The 16,599-nt window shown below is 67.4% G+C and carries 16 protein-coding genes; 10 read left to right on the top strand and 6 right to left on the bottom strand.

Features of this window, described 5'->3' with window-relative positions:
• Nucleotides 1-38: 38 nt before the first annotated feature.
• The 3 genes from A5732_RS09755 (at nucleotide 39) to A5732_RS09745 (ending at nucleotide 2,469) form a co-directional block, all read left to right on the top strand.
• Nucleotides 39-1,190 carry a uroporphyrinogen-III synthase gene (locus A5732_RS09755; protein WP_139334604.1) on the top strand — a complete coding sequence of 384 codons (1,152 nt, stop codon included), beginning with the start codon at nucleotides 39-41 and terminating at the stop codon, nucleotides 1,188-1,190.
• Entirely contained in the window at nucleotides 1,181-1,942 is a 762-nt protein-coding gene (locus A5732_RS09750; RefSeq protein ID WP_076102076.1) for a sirohydrochlorin chelatase, read from the top strand. Before A5732_RS09755 ends, A5732_RS09750 begins: the two co-directional genes overlap by 10 nt.
• A gap of 74 nt (nucleotides 1,943-2,016) precedes the next feature.
• Nucleotides 2,017-2,469: a hypothetical protein gene (locus A5732_RS09745; RefSeq protein ID WP_076052243.1), complete on the top strand. Its 453-nt coding sequence runs from the start codon at nucleotides 2,017-2,019 to the stop codon at nucleotides 2,467-2,469.
• 15 nt (nucleotides 2,470-2,484) lie between these two features.
• Here A5732_RS09745 and nirD read toward each other — a convergent pair whose 3' ends face one another.
• Both nirD and nirB read right to left on the bottom strand, forming a co-directional pair.
• Entirely contained in the window at nucleotides 2,485-2,853 is a 369-nt protein-coding gene (nirD, locus tag A5732_RS09740) for a nitrite reductase small subunit NirD (protein WP_064953690.1), read from the bottom strand.
• A gap of 10 nt (nucleotides 2,854-2,863) precedes the next feature.
• Complete coding sequence (gene nirB / locus A5732_RS09735) at nucleotides 2,864-5,446, bottom strand: nitrite reductase large subunit NirB (protein WP_076102075.1); 2,583 nt, start codon at nucleotides 5,444-5,446, stop codon at nucleotides 2,864-2,866.
• Between the two features lie 227 nt (nucleotides 5,447-5,673).
• Here nirB and A5732_RS09730 point away from each other — a divergent pair, with 227 nt between their 5' ends.
• Nucleotides 5,674-6,114 carry an Hsp20/alpha crystallin family protein gene (locus A5732_RS09730; RefSeq protein WP_076052241.1) on the top strand — a complete coding sequence of 147 codons (441 nt, stop codon included), beginning with the start codon at nucleotides 5,674-5,676 and terminating at the stop codon, nucleotides 6,112-6,114.
• Nucleotides 6,115-6,183: 69 nt separating this feature from the next.
• On the opposite strand, the gene A5732_RS09725 is transcribed toward A5732_RS09730, so the two are convergent.
• The gene (locus A5732_RS09725; protein WP_076052240.1) at nucleotides 6,184-6,945 is read right to left on the bottom strand and encodes an isocitrate lyase/PEP mutase family protein; all 762 of its coding nucleotides are present in this window, start codon (nucleotides 6,943-6,945) and stop codon (nucleotides 6,184-6,186) included.
• 106 nt (nucleotides 6,946-7,051) lie between these two features.
• On the opposite strand from A5732_RS09725, the gene A5732_RS09720 reads away from it, so the two are divergent.
• The 5 genes from A5732_RS09720 (at nucleotide 7,052) to A5732_RS27315 (ending at nucleotide 11,266) form a co-directional block, all read left to right on the top strand.
• Complete coding sequence (locus A5732_RS09720) at nucleotides 7,052-7,357, top strand: hypothetical protein (protein WP_064953694.1); 306 nt, start codon at nucleotides 7,052-7,054, stop codon at nucleotides 7,355-7,357.
• Nucleotides 7,358-7,438: 81 nt separating this feature from the next.
• Nucleotides 7,439-8,266 carry a hypothetical protein gene (locus A5732_RS09715; RefSeq protein ID WP_076102074.1) on the top strand — a complete coding sequence of 276 codons (828 nt, stop codon included), beginning with the start codon at nucleotides 7,439-7,441 and terminating at the stop codon, nucleotides 8,264-8,266.
• Nucleotides 8,267-8,309: 43 nt separating this feature from the next.
• Nucleotides 8,310-10,229 (top strand): fumarate reductase/succinate dehydrogenase flavoprotein subunit, encoded by a 1,920-nt coding sequence (locus tag A5732_RS09710; protein WP_076102073.1) that lies wholly within the window; start codon nucleotides 8,310-8,312, stop codon nucleotides 10,227-10,229.
• Complete coding sequence (locus A5732_RS09705) at nucleotides 10,226-10,972, top strand: succinate dehydrogenase/fumarate reductase iron-sulfur subunit (RefSeq protein WP_064953697.1); 747 nt, start codon at nucleotides 10,226-10,228, stop codon at nucleotides 10,970-10,972. The genes A5732_RS09710 and A5732_RS09705 overlap by 4 nt, the downstream gene beginning before the upstream one ends.
• Before the next feature lie 129 nt (nucleotides 10,973-11,101).
• Entirely contained in the window at nucleotides 11,102-11,266 is a 165-nt protein-coding gene (locus A5732_RS27315) for a hypothetical protein (RefSeq protein ID WP_171974997.1), read from the top strand.
• 24 nt (nucleotides 11,267-11,290) lie between these two features.
• On the opposite strand, the gene A5732_RS09700 is transcribed toward A5732_RS27315, so the two are convergent.
• Entirely contained in the window at nucleotides 11,291-11,779 is a 489-nt protein-coding gene (locus tag A5732_RS09700) for a flavin reductase family protein (protein ID WP_065053588.1), read from the bottom strand.
• Between the two features lie 83 nt (nucleotides 11,780-11,862).
• Complete coding sequence (locus A5732_RS09695) at nucleotides 11,863-12,876, bottom strand: isopenicillin N synthase family dioxygenase (RefSeq protein ID WP_076102072.1); 1,014 nt, start codon at nucleotides 12,874-12,876, stop codon at nucleotides 11,863-11,865.
• 201 nt (nucleotides 12,877-13,077) lie between these two features.
• On the opposite strand from A5732_RS09695, the gene A5732_RS09690 reads away from it, so the two are divergent.
• Nucleotides 13,078-14,913 carry an acyl-CoA dehydrogenase gene (locus A5732_RS09690; protein WP_065052830.1) on the top strand — a complete coding sequence of 612 codons (1,836 nt, stop codon included), beginning with the start codon at nucleotides 13,078-13,080 and terminating at the stop codon, nucleotides 14,911-14,913.
• A 333-nt stretch (nucleotides 14,914-15,246) separates the two neighbouring features.
• Here the strand turns inward: A5732_RS09690 and A5732_RS09685 are convergent, their stop codons facing one another.
• Nucleotides 15,247-16,581 carry an acetyl-CoA C-acetyltransferase gene (locus tag A5732_RS09685; RefSeq protein ID WP_064953701.1) on the bottom strand — a complete coding sequence of 445 codons (1,335 nt, stop codon included), beginning with the start codon at nucleotides 16,579-16,581 and terminating at the stop codon, nucleotides 15,247-15,249.
• Nucleotides 16,582-16,599: the final 18 nt, after the last annotated feature.

Genomic DNA, 16,599 nt, shown 5'->3' with positions numbered 1-16,599 from the left:
AAACGTCGCAGGCATACACAATTCATATGGCCCCGCCACTGGCCCCGCCAGACTCCGCGCCGCTGACCGGCTACCGGATCGCCGTCACGTCGGCGAACCGCGCCGAGGAGCTGTGCGCGTTGCTGCGCCGTAACGGCGCGGAGGTTTCCAGCGCCGCGGCCATCAACATCATCGCGCTGCCCGAAGATGACGAATTGCAGAACCACACCGAAGCGGTGATCGCCCAACCCCCGGATATCTTGGTGGCGCACACCGGGATCGGCTTCCGCGGCTGGGTTGCCGCGGCCGACGGCTGGGGATTGGCCACCCAACTGCTCGCGTCGCTTGCCAAGTCGCGGATCGTGGCCCGCGGGCCGAAGGCGACCGGCGCGCTACGCGCCGCCGGGCTGCACGAGGAGTGGTCCCCCAAATCCGAATCGTCGCGCGAAGTTCTGCGCTACCTCCTCGAATCGGACGTCGCCGGTAAGCGGATCGCCGTCCAGTTGCACGGCGCCGCCGACGGGTGGGACCCGTTCCCGGAGTTCATCAACGGATTGCGGGCTGCGGGCGCAGAGGTGGTCCCCATCCACGTGTACCGCTGGAAGCCAACGCCGGCCGGCGGCGACTTCGACCAACTCGTCGCCTCGGTCGCGCGGCGGCAATTCGACGCGGTGACCTTCACGTCGGCGCCCGCCGGCGCGGCACTGCTGGAGCGCAGCCGCGAGCTGGGCATCGAAGATCAGCTGCTACAAGCGCTTCGCAGCGACGTGCACGCGATGTGCGTCGGTCCTGTCACCGCGCAACCGTTGGTCCGAGCGGGGATCCCGACGTCGTCACCCGAGCGAATGCGGTTGGGGGCGTTGGCCCGTCACATCGCGCAGGAGCTCCCGCCGCTGCGATCGTGCGCCATCCGGGCGGCCGGTCACGACATCGAGATCCGGGGAACCTGCGTGTTGGTCGACGGTTCGGTGAAGTCGCTGTCGGGATCCGGCATGGCCACCCTGCGCGCGCTGGCCGCGCGCCCCGGTGATGTCGTCGCGCGCAACGACTTGTTACGAGTGCTTCCCGGCAACAGCAATGATCCACACGCCGTCGATACCGCAGTGTTGCGGCTGCGAACGGCGCTGGGCGACAAGAACATCATCGCGACGGTGGTCAAGCGCGGCTACCGGCTCGCGATCGACCATTCGGAAGATTCCCCATGGCACTGATCCTGGTAGCGCACGGCACCCGCAGGCCGGGTGGCGTGACGATGATCGAAGACCTTGCGGCACAAGTGAGTACGTTGGTTCGCAGCACCGTGGACGTCGCCTTCGTCGACGTGGTGGGCCCCACCCCCAGCGAGGTCCTGGTGCGCGCGAAGGCCGCCGACCGCGCCGCCATCGTGGTGCCCGCGTTCCTGTCGCGCGGTTACCACGTCCGGGCCGATCTGCCCGCTCACGTCGAGATCAGCGGACACCCGAACGTCATCGTCACCCCGGCATTGGGCCCGAGCGGTCAAATCGCGCGGATCGTCGGCGACCAGTTGGTGAAATGTGGTTGGCGACCCGGTGATTCGGTGATCTTGGCGGCAGCGGGGACCTCGGACGTCAAGGCGCGCACGGACCTGCACACCACCGCGACGCTGGTGTCGGCGCTGACCGGATCGCGGGTGAGCCTGGCGTTCGCGGCCACCGGCGAGCCGCAGCTGCCCGAGGCGGTGGCCCGGGCGCGCCGCGCCGGCGGCCGCGTCGTCGTCGCCTCATATCTATTGGCCGACGGCCTGTTCCAGCAACGGCTGCACGCCTGCGGCGCCGACCTGGTCAGTGAGCCGCTGGGCACCCATCCCGGGCTGGCACGCCTGGTCGCGAACCGATTCCGGCGGGCCCTGCCGCCGGTCGTCGCCGCCACCGCCCGGCAGTCGTCGCGCCGGTCGAGCCCGCACCAGCTGGCCCACGGCCGCAGCGTGCGGTCCGCGTCCTAACGACGCCTGCCGGCAAGGCGCGCCGGTGTCCGGCGTTCCTTGATCTTTGATCGCAGACGGGTGATCCTGGCACCATGCCCCGCCGCCAAGAGCCATCGCCCGGCATCCTCGACCCGGTCGCCAAGATGCTGCGGTTGCCCTTCGGCACACCGGAATTCATCGACCGGATCGTCACCGGCGGGGTCAACCAGGTGGGCCGGCGGACCTTGCGCACGCTGATCACGACGTGGGACGCCGCGGGCGGCGGCCCATTCGCGGCCAGCGCCCTCGCCTCGACGGGGATGGCGAAGACCGCGGAAATCGTGCAGGGCATGTTCATCGGCCCGGTCTTTGGCCCGCTGCTGAAAATACTGGGCGCCGACAAGGTGGCCCTGCGGGCCTCGCTGTGCGCCTCGCAGTTGGTGGGCCTGGGCATCATGCGCTACGGCATCCGCTCCGAGCCGCTGCATTCCATGTCGGTGGACGCACTCGTCGATGCGATCGGGCCGACGATGCAGCGCTACCTGGCCGGCGACATCACCCGGTGAACCGGGCGGTCGGGCTCAGGCAGCCCGCGGATGGTAGTCGCGCGCGACCTGAACGTAGCCGTCGTCCGTGATCCGCACCGGGTACACCGGCACCGAAACGGCCGGATCGTCCAGGCAGGAACCGTCTTCGAGCGAGAACGCCTGCTTCAGGATGGGCGACTGAACCGTGACGCAGCCGTCGCGGTCGCCCACGATTCCGCGGGAAAGCACCGCGGCACCGGAGAACGGGTCGACGTTGCCCACCGCGTATACCGAGCCGTCGTCGAGCCGGAACAACGCCGCCTGGGAACCGTCGTCCAGCAGCACGCCGACGCCGCGACCCGGAATGAGGTGGTCGTAAGCGCACGCGCTGGTCCACACCTGGATGTCGTTGAGAAGTGTCATGATCCCTTCCTCATTCCTCCGGAGTTGTCGCTGCACGAACCCGCGGCATGCCAATGGACACAGGGATTTTGCGGCCGGCATGCTCGGTGAACGCCACCGTCGAGTCGACGGCGTCCGGGGCGTTGACGAACGACACGAACCGCGACAGCTTGTCCGGGTCGTCCAGCACGCCCTTCCATTCGCACTTGTAGTTCTGAACATGCCGCTCCATTGCGGCCTCGAATTCCTCGGCCAGGCCGAGCGAGTCCTCACACACGACCTCGCGCACATGGTCGAGCCCGCCGTCGAGCGAGTCGACCCACGGCGCCGTGCGTTGCAGCCGGTCGGCCGTCCGGATGTAGTACATGACGAACCGGTCGACGTAGCGGACCAGCGTTTGGGTGTCCAGATCGCTGGCCAGCAGTTGCGCGTGCTTGGGCGTCATGCCGCCGTTGCCGCCGACGTAGAGGTTCCAGCCCTTTTCGGTGGCGATGACGCCGACGTCCTTGGACCGGGCCTCGGCGCACTCGCGGGCGCAACCCGAGACGCCCATCTTGATCTTGTGCGGAGCCCGCAGTCCGCGGTAGCGCAGTTCCAGATCGATGGCCAGCTGCACCGAATCCTGCTGCCCGTACCGGCACCAGTCGGTGCCCACGCAGCTCTTCACCGTGCGCAAGGCCTTGCCGTAGGCGTGGCCTGATTCCATGCCGCCGTCGACCAGGCGCTGCCAGATCTCCGGCAGTTGGTCCACCCGGGCGCCGAACATGTCGATCCGCTGCCCGCCGGTGATCTTGGTGTAAAGCCCGAAGTCCTGGGCGATCTGGCCGATCAGGATCAGATGCTCTGGCTTGATGTCACCGCCGGGAACCCGCGGCACCACCGAGTAGCTGCCGTTCTTCTGGATGTTGGCCAGGAAGTGGTCGTTGGAATCCTGCAGCGAGGCCTGCTCGCCTTCCAGGATGTGATCCGACCCGGTGGAAGCCAGGATGGAGGCCACCACGGGTTTGCAGATGTCGCAACCCTTTCCGCGGCCGAAACGCTCCAACAGACCCGAGAAGGTCCGGATCTCGGTGGCCGAGATGATCTCGAACAGCTCCGCGCGCGACTGGCTGAAGTGCTCACACAGCGCCTTGGACTGTTCCACGCCCTCGGCTTCGAGCAGCTGCTTGAGCAGCGGGACGCACGACCCACACGAAGTACCGGCCGAGGTGCACGCCTTGAGAGCGGGGACATCGGCGCAGCCGTCGGCGATCGCACACTTCAGGTCGCCCTTGGTGACGTTGTTGCACGAGCAGATCTGTGCCGAATCCGGCAGCGCCCCAACGCCCAACGCAGCGCCGCCGCCGGACTGCGCCGGCGCGATCAGCGCCAGCGGGTCGCCGGGCAGCTCGCTGCCGACCATGGGCCGCAGCACCCCGTAGGACGAGGCGTCGCCGACCAGCACGCCGCCGAGCAGCGTCTTGGCGTCATCGGAGAGCACGAGCTTGGCGTAGGTCCGATTGACCGCATCGTTGATGGCGACCTCGAGGCAGTTCTCGGTCGTCCCCATCGCGTCGCCGAAGCTGGCCACGTCGACGCCCAGCAGTTTGAGCTTGGTGGACAGGTCCGCCTCGCCGAACTCCGCGACGCCGTCCAGCAGTCGGTCGGCCACCACCTCCGCCGAGGTGTAGCCCGGCCCCACCAGGCCGTAGCAGCGGCCGCCGATCGCGGCGACTTCACCGATCGCGTAGATGTCGGGATCGCTTGTCTGGCAGGACACGTCGGTGAGCACCCCGCCGCGCTCGGCGCGCGTCAGCCCGGCGGCGGTGGCCAGGTCGTCGCGCGGCCGGATGCCCGCCGCGAAGATCACCAGACCGGCGTCGATGACCTGGCCGTCGGTCAGGCTCACCCGCACCGAGGTGGTGCCGTCCGAATGGTCAACGGCCTCGATCGATTCGGTGCCCGTGCCGACGTGCACCGAGATGCCGAGCTCGCCGACCATCCTGGCCAGCAGCCCGCCGCCGGCCTCGTCGATCTGCTGGGCCATCAGCCGCGGCATCATCTCGACGACATGGGTCTGTAATCCGAACTGGCGCAGCGCATTAGCCGCTTCGAGCCCGAGCAGGCCTCCGCCGATCACGACACCCGCAGTGGCGTGCGAGGTTTCGACCGTGCGCTGGGCGTCGGCGCGGATCGCGTCGAGGTCGTCCAGCGTGCGGTACACGTGGCACGCGGGCAGGTCGTGGCCCGGCACCGGCGGCACGAAGGCGTACGACCCGGTCGCCAGGACCAAGGTGTCGTAGCCGTGCCGCTCGCCGTCGGCGGTGACCACCGTCTTTGCGGCGCGGTCTATTTCGGTAACCCGCTGGTTGAGCACCAGCCGGACCAGCTCGTCACCCTCGTATTCGTTGCCGGGCAATGCCAGGAGCTTGCGATCCCAGCTTTCGGTGTAGGAGGTCAGGCCCACGCGGTCATAGGCCGCATCGGTCTCCTCGGCGAAAACCGTGACGCGCCACGATCCCTCGGTGTCACGGGCGCGCAGCGCCTCGACGAACCGGTGCCCCACCATGCCATGTCCGACTACGATGATGTGACGAGGCGCACAGCTGGCGCGCGAAATCCCGTCTGCAGACATGGCTTTGAGAGTAACGGCCGGAAATTACGTTCTTTTCGCGCAATGTGACGGTCCTATGACGAGGATCTCACAACTCACAGGAAGGTCTGTGAGTGGTCGTTCGCTGCCGGTGAACGGCGAGGTGGAACTTTAGCGGGGTCGACTCATGTTTGTACTAGTAGCCGGCCGCACAGGCGCCGGTCACAGGAATCTCACAATCAAGCTCAAGGAATTAGAAGGGAAGCGCCATGAGTAACCTCGCATTGTGGTCGCGACCGGCCTGGGACACCGACCGGTGGTTGCGCGACTTTTTCGGCCCCGCCGCAGCGGTGGACTGGAACACCCCGGCGACCAGCGGATTCAAGCCCGCCGCCGAGATCGTCAAGGACGGCGACGACGCGATCGTACGTGTCGAGCTCCCGGGCGTTGACGTCGACCAGGACGTCAACGTGGAGGTCGACCGCGGGCGCTTGGTCATCCACGGCGAGCACCGCGATCAGCGCTCGGAAGACAAGGAAGGCCGCACGCTGCGGGAGATCCGGTACGGATCGTTCCGCCGGTCGTTCCAGCTGCCCGCCCACGTCACCGGCGACGCCATCACGGCGACCTACGACGCCGGCGTGCTGACGGTGCGGGTCACCGGCGCCTACGCCGGGAACCAGGCGCAGCGCATCGAGATCACCAAATAGTCTCCGGCCAGTTCGGAGAAAAGTAGCCGAATCCGGCGGAGCCGCAACGACTCCGCCGGATTCGCCGCGTCAGCCCCAGCGGGCCAGCAGCTCCTTGGCCCGGGCCGTGAGCGCGGCCTGCAGGAACGGCCCGAAGCTGATGCGCGCCACGCCCAGCGGGCCGAAGGACGACGGGTCGTCCTGGTCGGGCAGCGCGATGGCGTTGACGGGCAGCTCCAGCTCGGCGGTCAAGCGCCGCAACGTGTCGGGGTCGTGGCGGCCCACCGGATACAGCACATCGGCGCCGGCGGCCGCCGCCTGATTCAGGCGCGCCACCGCACGGTCGACGCGATCGGACGCCTCGCCGTCCTGGCGCAGGAACAGATCGGTCCGGGCGTTGATGACGACATGTACCCCGGCCTCGTCGGCGGCCGACCGCAGCGCCCCGACCAACTCCGCGTGTTCGTCGGCGGACCGCAACCGCTTGCCCTCCGAGTGCACGGTGTCCTCGATGTTCAGCCCGACGGCCCCGACGCTCAGCAGGCCCTCGATCAGCCGGCCCGCCGGCTGCCCGTAGCCGGATTCGATGTCCACCGATACCGGCACGTCGACCGCGGCGGTGATCTGTGCGACCCGGGTGAGGACATCGTCGAACGACATGCCCTCGTTGTCGGGTTTGCCGATCGACTCGGCCATCGGGTGGCTGCCCACGGTGAGGGCGGCGAATCCGGCGCCGGTGGCCAGCCGCGCCGACCACGCATCCCACACGGTCGGCAGGATGACCGGGCTGCCCGGCCGGTGCAGTTCCAGCAGCGTGGCGGCGCGCTCGGCAGGTGTGGTGGGTCCGGTCATACGTGTTTGCTCCCTCGGCATCCGGTCTCAACGGCCTGACGTCTGGCGTGTGCCGTGGATAGTATCGAGGGCGTACTGTGATCCGAAACACTGCCGAGGAGATCCGTTGACGAGCACGACTGGCACGACCGAATTCGCCGAACTGCACGACCTCATCGGCGGTCTGCGGCGGTGCGTGAGCTCCCTGCGGGCCCGATACGGTGACAGCCCGGCCATGCGCCGCATCGTCATCGATGCCGACCGCATCATGTCCGACGTCGACCTGCTCGACACCGACGTGTCCGAATTGGACCTGGCCGGCGCCACCGTGCAGCAGTCCGGCGAGAAGATCGTCATTCCAGACACCCAGTACGACAGCGAATTCTGGCGCGACGTCGACGACGAGGGTGTCGGCGGTCACAACAGGGCCTGAACAACTTAAGCCCCCCAGAAAAGGGGGGCTTTCCTCTGTGTACCCTTCGACCTACAGCCCGTTCGAAGAGGAACACACTAAATGAGCGCACCTACGGCGAACCGTCCTGCGTCCGGTGTCTTTTCACCCACGCGCGCCCGTATCCAGCAACGCACCCTGCGCACCGACCGGTGGTGGATGTCGCCGCTGCGAATCGATCTCGGCTTCGCCGCATTCATTATTTATGCGACAGCGCGGGCTTTCCAGCGCGGTGATTTCTTCGTCGCGCAATACCACTATCTGACGCCGTTCTACTCGCCATGTCTCAGCAACGCTTGCGGCGGCGCCAGCGACTTCTGGCCGCAGATCCTGCCGAACGTCTGGTGGCTGCCGTTCGCGGCGCTGACCCTGCCGTTCCTGCTGCTGTTCCGGTTGACCTGTTACTACTACCGCGGCGCCTATTACCGCACGGTGTGGCAGTCGCCCACCGCCTGCGCGGTGGCCGAACCCCGCGAGCACTACAGCGGCGAGACCAAACTCCCGCTGATCATTCAGAACTCCCACCGGTACTTCTTCTACATCGCCGGCATCATCTCGGTGATCAACACCTACGACGCGATCGTGGCGTTCCACTCCGACAGCGGACCCGGTGGGTTCGGGTTTGGCCTGGGCAACGTGATCATGGTCGTCAACGTCATCATGCTCTGGGTCTACACGCTGTCCTGCCACTCCTGCCGGCATATCACCGGCGGGCGCCTCAAGCACTTCTCCAAACACCCTGTGCGGTACTGGATCTGGACCCAGGTCAGCAAAATCAACACCCGGCACAAGCAGTACGCGTGGATCACGCTGGGCACGCTGATGCTCACCGACTTCTACATCGCGCTGGTGGCCAGCGGCGCCATCTCTGACCTGAGATTCGTTGGCTGACAAGCCATTCCGAAATAAACCAGATTTAGCTAGCGAGGGTTTCATGGTTGAAATCGAGCGGCACACGTACGACGTGGTCGTGATCGGTGCCGGCGGCGCCGGACTGCGTGCGGTTATCGAAGCGCGCGAACGGGGTCTGCGGGTCGCGGTGGTGTGTAAGTCGCTGTTCGGCAAGGCCCACACGGTGATGGCCGAGGGTGGCTGCGCGGCGTCCATGGGCAACACCAACCCGAAGGACAACTGGAAGACCCACTTCGGCGACACGATGCGCGGTGGGAAATTCCTCAACAACTGGCGCATGGCCGAACTGCACGCCAAGGAAGCACCGGACCGCGTCTGGGAGCTGGAAACCTATGGCGCGCTGTTCGATCGCCTCAAGGACGGCAAGATCAGCCAGCGCAACTTCGGCGGGCACACCTACCCGCGGCTGGCCCACGTCGGCGACCGCACCGGCCTGGAACTGATCCGCACCATGCAGCAGAAGATCGTCTCGCTGCAGCAGGAGGATTTCGCCGAGCTCGGCGACTACGAGGCCCGGATCCGGGTGTTTGCCGAAACCACGATCACCGAGCTGATCAAGGACGGCGACGCGATCGCCGGGGCGTTCGGCTACATCCGCGAAAGCGGACAGTTCATCTTGTTCGAGGCGCCGGCCGTGGTGCTGGCCACCGGCGGGATCGGCAAGTCGTTCAAGGTCACCTCGAACTCCTGGGAGTACACCGGCGACGGCCACGCCCTGGCCCTGCGGGCGGGCGCGTCGCTGATCAACATGGAGTTCGTCCAGTTCCACCCGACGGGCATGGTGTGGCCGCCGAGCGTGAAGGGGATCCTGGTCACCGAGGGTGTCCGCGGTGACGGCGGGGTGCTGAAGAACTCCGACGACAAGCGGTTCATGTTCGACTACATCCCGTCGGTGTTCAAGGGGCAGTACGCCGAGTCCGAGCAAGAAGCCGACCAGTGGCTCAAGGACAACGACTCGGCCCGCCGCACTCCGGACCTGCTCCCGCGCGACGAGGTCGCGCGCGCGATCAACTCGGAGGTCAAGGCCGGCCGGGGCAGCCCACACGGTGGCGTCTTCCTGGACATCGCGTCGCGGCTGACGCCGGCGGAGATCAACCGCCGCCTGCCGTCGATGTACCACCAGTTCAAGGAGCTGGCCGGGGTCGACATCACCAAGGAGCCGATGGAAGTCGGACCGACCTGCCACTACGTGATGGGCGGCGTCGAGGTGGACGCCGACACCGGGGCGGCCACGGTCCCCGGGCTGTTCGCCGCCGGCGAATGCTCCGGCGGTATGCACGGCTCGAACCGGCTCGGCGGCAACTCGCTGTCCGACCTGCTGGTGTTCGGCCGCCGCGCCGGGCTGGGCGCGGCCGACTACGTGCGGGCCCTGAGCAGCCGTCCGACGATCGCCGAAGGCGCCGTCGACGCGGCGGCGAAGCGGGCGCTGTCCCCCTTCGAGGCACCGACCACTGGCACACCGGAGAACCCGTACACCCTGCAGCTGGAACTGCAGCAGTCGATGAACGACCTGGTCGGCATCATCCGCAACGCCGACGAAATCGCGGAGGCTCTGGCGCGGCTCGACAAGCTGCGCGGGCGGTTCAAGAACCTCCACGTCGAGGGCCAGCGCCGGTACAACCCGGGCTGGAACCTGGCCATCGACCTGCGCAACATGCTGCTGGTCAGCGAGTGCGTCGCCAAGGCCGCGCTGCAGCGCACCGAGAGCCGCGGCGGACACACCCGCGACGACCACCCGGCGATGGACTCGTCGTGGCGCAAGGTGCTGCTGGTCTGCGAGGCGGCCGGCGGCAGCGACGAGGTGATTCCCGACATCACCGTCACGAAAAAGGATCAGACGCCGATGCGGCCCGATCTGCTGGAACTGTTTGAAATCGGTGAGCTGGAGAAGTACTACACCGACGAAGAACTCGCCGGGCACCCAGGACGGAGTGGCAAATGACCTACAACGCGACGATGCGGGTGTGGCGCGGCGACGACGCCAACGGCGGTCTGCAGGACTTCACGGTCGAGGTCAACGAGGGCGAGGTCGTCCTCGACATCATCCATCGCCTGCAGCAGACCCAGACGCCCGACCTGGCGGTCCGGTGGAACTGTAAGGCGGGCAAGTGTGGCTCCTGCTCGGCGGAGATCAACGGCAAGCCGCGCCTGCTCTGCATGACCCGGATGTCCACCTTCGCCGAGGACGAGGTCGTCACCGTCACTCCGCTGCGAACGTTCCCGGTGATCCGTGACCTGGTCACCGACGTCTCGTTCAACTACGAAAAGGCCCGCGAAATCCCGTCTTTCGCGCCGCCCAAGGACCTGCAGCCCGGCGAGTACCGGATGGCGCAGGAGGACGTGCAGCGTTCCCAGGAGTTCCGCAAGTGCATCGAGTGCTTCCTGTGCCAGAACGTGTGCCACGTGGTCCGCGACCACGAGGAGAACAAGAAGGCGTTCGCCGGCCCCCGCTTCCTAATGCGGATCGCCGAGCTGGAGATGCACCCGCTGGACACCCGCGACCGGCGCAACGATGCTCAGGACGAGCACGGCCTGGGCTACTGCAACATCACCAAGTGCTGCACCGAGGTCTGCCCGGAGAACATCAAGATCACCGACAACGCGCTGATCCCGATGAAAGAGCGGGTCGCCGACCGCAAGTACGACCCGGTGGTGTGGCTCGGCAACAAGCTGTTCCGTCGCTGAGCTGCACGCCGCGGTAATCCGGGCCGATCCCGCCATGGCACGTTAGGCCGTCGCGGGACCCGGGTAACCAAACTGCATCCTGTCGGGCCGCCCCGTGCGGTCAGCTAGCCACGACCGGAAAGGCAGTTCATGGAACCCATGCGAGAAACCGCCAGCATCAACAACATTCGCACCGCGATTCGGCAGTTGTCGGTGCGCGCCCAGCTCGCGCAAAAGGAAGGCCGGTACAGCGATGCCGCCGAACTCGAGAGCCGCATCCAGGGCTTTCGGGAAGAGCTGAGCCACCGCCCCTAGCCGGTCAACCCCCGGCGAGGCGGATTACGCGCCGAGCCGGCGAAAAACGCTCCGATGGAACACGATGGGCGCCACGTCGGCGTCCACCGTGACCTCGCTGACTCGCAGTACCACGATGGTGTGATCGCCGGCCGGGATGAGCTGCTCAATCGCGCTCTCCAGCCAGAGGCCGGTGCCCTTGATGAACACCGCACCCGTGGAGCGGGAAACCGTCTCCAACCCCGCGAACCTGTCGCCGGTCTTGGCGGCCAGCGTGCGCGCGGCTTCGTCATGTTCCTCGCCGAGCACGCTGATGCCCAGCATCGGCAGGTCCTTGAGCTTGGGCCACGTCGTCGAGGTGTTCTGCACGCAGAACGACACCAGCGGCGGGTCCAGCGAGACGGGGACAAAGGTACTGGCCGCCAGGCCTTCCCGGGTTCCGTTCACCTCGGCGGCGATCGCCACCACTCCGGACGGGAAATGACCGAAGGCCTCACGAAGTGACGACGCTGTCAGCTTGTTATTCGAGTTCACCGGACTTATTCGCCCCTAGAGCCGGAGACGGGATTTATCGGAAACGACCCTACCCGGCGCCGGTCACCCCGGCACGGCCACCCTTATCCGTTTTCTAAGCGTTCTGCCGAATACCCGTGCGCCGCGGCCACATCCGGATGGGCCCGCAGCCTGCTCTTCCAGGCGTTGCGACCGTAGACCGCGAAGATCGGATCCGAGGGATCATCCACGCGCTGCGCGTGTGCCTCGAGGTCGTCGGGCAGCGACAGCACCGGGATCCGCGCGTCCAGGCGCGGGTTGAAGAAAAACGGCACCGAGATGCGCTCGCCCGCGGGCCCCGCCAGGTTGACCCGGTGCTCGGTGGCGCGCAGGTACCCGCGGGTGGCCACCTCCAGCAGTTCACCGATGTTGACGATGAACGCCCCCTCGCGCGGCGGGACGTCGATCCAGCCGTCATCGGAGTTTGCGGCCGCCCGCACCTGCAGGCCCGTGCTGCCCGGCTCGGCCAGCAACAGCGTCAGCACCCCGGAGTCGCGGTGCGCGCCCACGCCCTGCGCGCTGGCCGCACTGCCCGGGTAGCGGATGATCTTGATCAGCGTGGCCGGCGCCTCGGCGAAGGCCGCGTCGAACACGTCGGACGGGCTGCCCAGCGCGGCCGCCCAGTGCCGCAGCAGGGCGCGGGCCACCGCGGACAGCGCGGCGTCCCACTCCTCGACGATCCCGGGCAGGTCGGGCAGCGCGGCCGGCCACTGATTGGGACCCTGCAGCCACCGATAGTCGGACTTGTCCAGCCCACCGATCGGCGGGCGCTGCGGCCCGACGTCGATCTGCTCGCGCCAATCCACTTCCCCGCGGGTCAGCTCGCCGCCGAGCCGGGTGTAACCCCGGAAGTGGGGGCTGCGCACCATCGCGACGGCGTCCTTGTCGGGTTGCGGCAGCGCGAAGAGCCGGCGCGCCGCGTCCAGGACCCGCCTCACCAGGTCCGGCGGCACCCCGTGCCCAGTCAGATAGAAGAAGCCGACCTCGTGGCCGGCCTCGCGCAAACCGTCGCGCAGGCGGCCGGGCTCGGCCCGCAGGTCCACCACGGGTAGCGCAGTGACGCCACGCACATCGGTCATGTGTGGATCATCGCCGCAGGTAGATCGAATTTCAACGGCATGACCAGCAGCTTCCCAACCGGTTGGTTAATTAGGCAATGAAATCTAGGTCACATTGACTTGCATCCCGCTGACGCGAGCGATATTTTGGGTCTTGTTACTGGTGGGTAACTTAGACCTAGTACTCAACCACAAGTGGCATTCTCAACGAGGAGGACCGTAGTGAGCCACTACAAGAGCAACGTCCGCGACCAGGTATTCAATCTGTTCGAGGTTCTGGGCGTTGACAAGGCGCTGGGCCAGGGCGATTACGCCGACCTGGACGCCGACACAGCCCAAGAAATGCTGAACGAGATCAGCCGGCTGGCCGAAGGGCCGGTCGCGGAGTCGTTCGTCGAGGGGGACCGCAATCCGCCCGTCTTCGACCCGAAGACGCACTCGGTGACGCTGCCCGAGTCTTTCAAGAAGTCCGTCCACTCCGTCATCGAGGCGGGTTGGGACAAGGTCGGTCTTGACGAGGCTCTGGGCGGAGTGCCCGCGCCCAAGGCGCTGCTGTGGGCCCTGCACGAGCATCTTCTGGGTGCCAACCCGGCCGTGTGGATGTACGCCGGAGGGGCGGGCTTCGCCCAGATCCTTCACCACCTCGGCACCGAAGAGCAGAAGAAGTGGGCCGAGCTGGCCGCCGAGCGCGGCTGGGGTTCGACCATGGTGCTCACCGAGCCGGACGCCGGCTCCGACGTGGGCGCCGGGCGGACCAAGGCAGTCCAGCAGGAGGACGGTTCCTGGCACATCGACGGTGTGAAGCGGTTCATCACCTCCGCCGACTCCGGCGACCTGTTCGAGAACATCTTCCACCTGGTGCTGGCGCGCCCCGAGGGTGCCGGACCGGGCACCAAGGGCCTGTCGCTGTTCTTCGTACCCAAGTTCCTGTTCGACTTCGAGACCGGTGAGCTGGGCGAGCGCAACGGCGTCTACGTCACCAACGTCGAGCACAAGATGGGCCTGAAGGTGTCGGCGACGTGCGAGCTGAGCTTCGGCCAGCACGACGTCCCCGCCAAGGGCTGGCTGGTCGGCGAGGTGCACAACGGCATCGCGCAGATGTTCGAGGTCATCGAGCAGGCCCGCATGATGGTCGGCACCAAGGCCATCGCGACCCTGTCGACGGGTTACCTGAACGCGCTGGAGTACGCGAAGTCTCGCGTGCAGGGCGCGGACATGACCCAGATGACCGACAAGACCGCACCGCGGGTGACCATCACGCACCACCCCGACGTGCGCCGGTCGCTGATGACCCAGAAGGCCTACGCCGAGGGTCTGCGCGCGCTGTACCTGTTCACGGCGACCTACCAGGACTCGGCCGTCGCCGAGGCCCTGCACGGTGTGGACGCCGAGTTGGCGGTCAAGGTCAACGACCTGATGCTGCCGGTCGTCAAGGGTGTGGGCTCGGAGCAGGCGTACGCCAAGCTCACCGAGAGCCTGCAGACCTTCGGTGGGTCCGGCTTCCTGCAGGACTACCCGATCGAGCAGTACATCCGCGACGCCAAGATCGACTCGCTTTACGAGGGCACCACCGCCATCCAGGCGCAGGACTTCTTCTTCCGCAAGATCGTCCGCGACAAGGGTGTGGCGCTGGCCCACGTGTCCGAGCAGATCCAGCAATTCGTCGACAGCGAGTCCGGCAACGGCCGCCTGAAGACCGAGCGGGAGCTGCTGTCCAAGGCACTTACCGACGTCCAGGCGATGGCGGCGACCCTGACCGGCTACCTGATGGCGGCGCAGGAGGACGTGACCAGCCTGTACAAGGTGGGTCTGGGTTCGGTGCGCTTCCTGATGAGCGTCGGTGACCTGGTCATCGGCTGGCTGTTGCAGCGTCAGGCGGCGGTCGCCGTGGCGGCGCTCGACGCCGGCGCCAGCGGCGAGGAGCGGTCCTTCTACGAGGGCAAGGTCGCGGTGGCATCGTTCTTCGCGAAGAACTTCCTGCCGCTGCTGACCAGCACTCGTGAGGTCATCGACACGCTGGACAACGACATCATGGAGCTCGACGAGGCCGCCTTCTAGGCCAACTCGAAACGACACGCGCAAATCCCCCGCTTCGCGCGTCGAAGCGGGGGATTTGTCGCTTAGCCAGACCGCAGAAAACGCTGGCCGACACCAAAAAGGCCGCCGCTGGATCCCCTCACTCCAGCGGCGGCCCTTTTCGTACGCCGACCCGTCGAAACGGACCAACGCTCGCATTCGGGGGATGCCCCGTATTGCCGTCGGGGTCGGGGGGTCAGACCACAACACGGGGCCATCCGGTGGGTCGGATACCCGCACCCCCATCCGACTAACCAGATGTGACTCAACTCATGACTAATGCCGAGCCACCAGGGGCGACGTGCGCCCGACCGGTCAGGCTTCCAGGATCGCGGCGACGCCCTGGCCGCCGGCCGCGCAGATCGAGACCAGGGCACGCACGGTGCCGCCGCCCTTCTGCTCGGCCTTGCGCTGGGCGAGCTGCTTGGCCGCCTGGGCCAGGATCCGCCCGCCGGTGGCCGCGAACGGGTGCCCGGCGGCCAGCGAGGACCCGTTGACGTTGAGCTTGGAGCGGTCGATCGCGCCCAGCGCGGCGTCCAGGCCGAGCCGCTCCTTGCAGTACTCCTCGGACTCCCACGCCTGCAGGTGGCACAGCACCACCGACGCGAAGGCCTCGTGGATCTCGTAGAAGTCGAAGTCCTGCAGGCTCAGGCCGTTGCGGGCGAGCAGCCGCGGCACCGCGTAGGTCGGGGCCATCAGCAGGCCGTCGCGCCCGTTGACGTAGTCGACCGCCGCGGTCTCCGAATCGACCAGGTAGGCCAGCGGCGTCAACGAATGAGCGGCCGCCCACTCGTCGGTGGCCAGCAGCGCCACCGACGCGCCGTCGGTCAGCGGAGTGGAGTTGCCGGCGGTCATCGTCGCGTCGCCGGCCTTCACGCCGAACACCGGACGCAGTTTGGCCAGCTTCTCCGCGGACGAGTCCGCGCGCAGGTTGTCGTCGCGGTACAGCCCCAAGAACGGCGTGACCAGGTCGTCGAAGAAGCCGCGGTCGTAGGCGGCGGCCATGTTGCGGTGGCTGGCCGCGGCCAGCTCGTCCTGGGCCACCCGGGCAATGCCCATCTTCTTGGCGGTCAGCGCCTGATGCTCCCCCATCGACAGCCCGGTGCGGGGTTCGCTGTTGACCGGGATCTCGACGCCCAGGGTGGCGGGCAGCGTGCCGACCAGCTTCAGCCGCTGCACGTTGGACTTGGCCCGGCGCAGCTTGAGCAGCGTGCGGCGCAGGTTGTCGCCCAGACCGATCGGGGCGTCGGAGGTGGTGTCCACCCCGCCGGCGGCGGCCACCTCGTAGCGTCCGGCCGCGATGCCCTCGGCGGCGGCGACGGCCGCCTGCAGCCCGGTCCCGCAGGCCTGCTGCAGGTCGAACGCCGGCGTGTGGGAGGACAGCTGCGAACCGAGCACGCATTCGCGCGTCAGGTTGAAGTCCCGGCTGTGCTTGAGCACGGCGCCGCCGACCACCACGCCCAGCCGTTCGCCGGCCAGCCCGAAACGATCCACCAGACCGCCCAGGGCGGCGGTGAACATGTCCTGGTTGGACGCCTCCGCGTAGGCCCCGTCCGACCGGGCGAACGGGATGCGGTTGCCGCCCAGGACGGCCACGCGCCGCCGCTCGGAACTGCGCTGTTTGCTTGCCTCAGAGCTTGCAGGGGCCACTGTTCTTCTCCGTGTTTC

It is taken from the genome of Mycobacterium colombiense (assembly GCF_001953985.1).
Lineage (GTDB): Bacteria > Actinomycetota > Actinomycetes > Mycobacteriales > Mycobacteriaceae > Mycobacterium > Mycobacterium colombiense_B.
This window is presented reverse-complemented; position numbering and strand designations above follow the sequence as displayed.

Excerpts from the sequence above, each read along its gene's own strand:
- A5732_RS09750 (WP_076102076.1), top strand. The coding sequence starts at position 1,181 with ATGGCACTGATCCTGGTAGCGCACGGCACCCGCAGGCCGGGTGGCGTG.
- A5732_RS09745 (WP_076052243.1), top strand. The coding sequence starts at position 2,017 with ATGCCCCGCCGCCAAGAGCCATCGCCCGGCATCCTCGACCCGGTCGCC.
- nirD (WP_064953690.1), bottom strand. The coding sequence starts at position 2,853 with ATGACACTTCTCAACGACATCCAGGTGTGGACCAGCGCGTGCGCTTAC.
- nirB (WP_076102075.1), bottom strand. The coding sequence starts at position 5,446 with ATGTCTGCAGACGGGATTTCGCGCGCCAGCTGTGCGCCTCGTCACATC.
- A5732_RS09730 (WP_076052241.1), top strand. The coding sequence starts at position 5,674 with ATGAGTAACCTCGCATTGTGGTCGCGACCGGCCTGGGACACCGACCGG.
- A5732_RS09725 (WP_076052240.1), bottom strand. The coding sequence starts at position 6,945 with ATGACCGGACCCACCACACCTGCCGAGCGCGCCGCCACGCTGCTGGAA.
- A5732_RS09715 (WP_076102074.1), top strand. The coding sequence starts at position 7,439 with ATGAGCGCACCTACGGCGAACCGTCCTGCGTCCGGTGTCTTTTCACCC.
- A5732_RS09710 (WP_076102073.1), top strand. The coding sequence starts at position 8,310 with ATGGTTGAAATCGAGCGGCACACGTACGACGTGGTCGTGATCGGTGCC.
- A5732_RS09705 (WP_064953697.1), top strand. The coding sequence starts at position 10,226 with ATGACCTACAACGCGACGATGCGGGTGTGGCGCGGCGACGACGCCAAC.
- A5732_RS27315 (WP_171974997.1), top strand. The coding sequence starts at position 11,102 with ATGGAACCCATGCGAGAAACCGCCAGCATCAACAACATTCGCACCGCG.
- A5732_RS09695 (WP_076102072.1), bottom strand. The coding sequence starts at position 12,876 with ATGACCGATGTGCGTGGCGTCACTGCGCTACCCGTGGTGGACCTGCGG.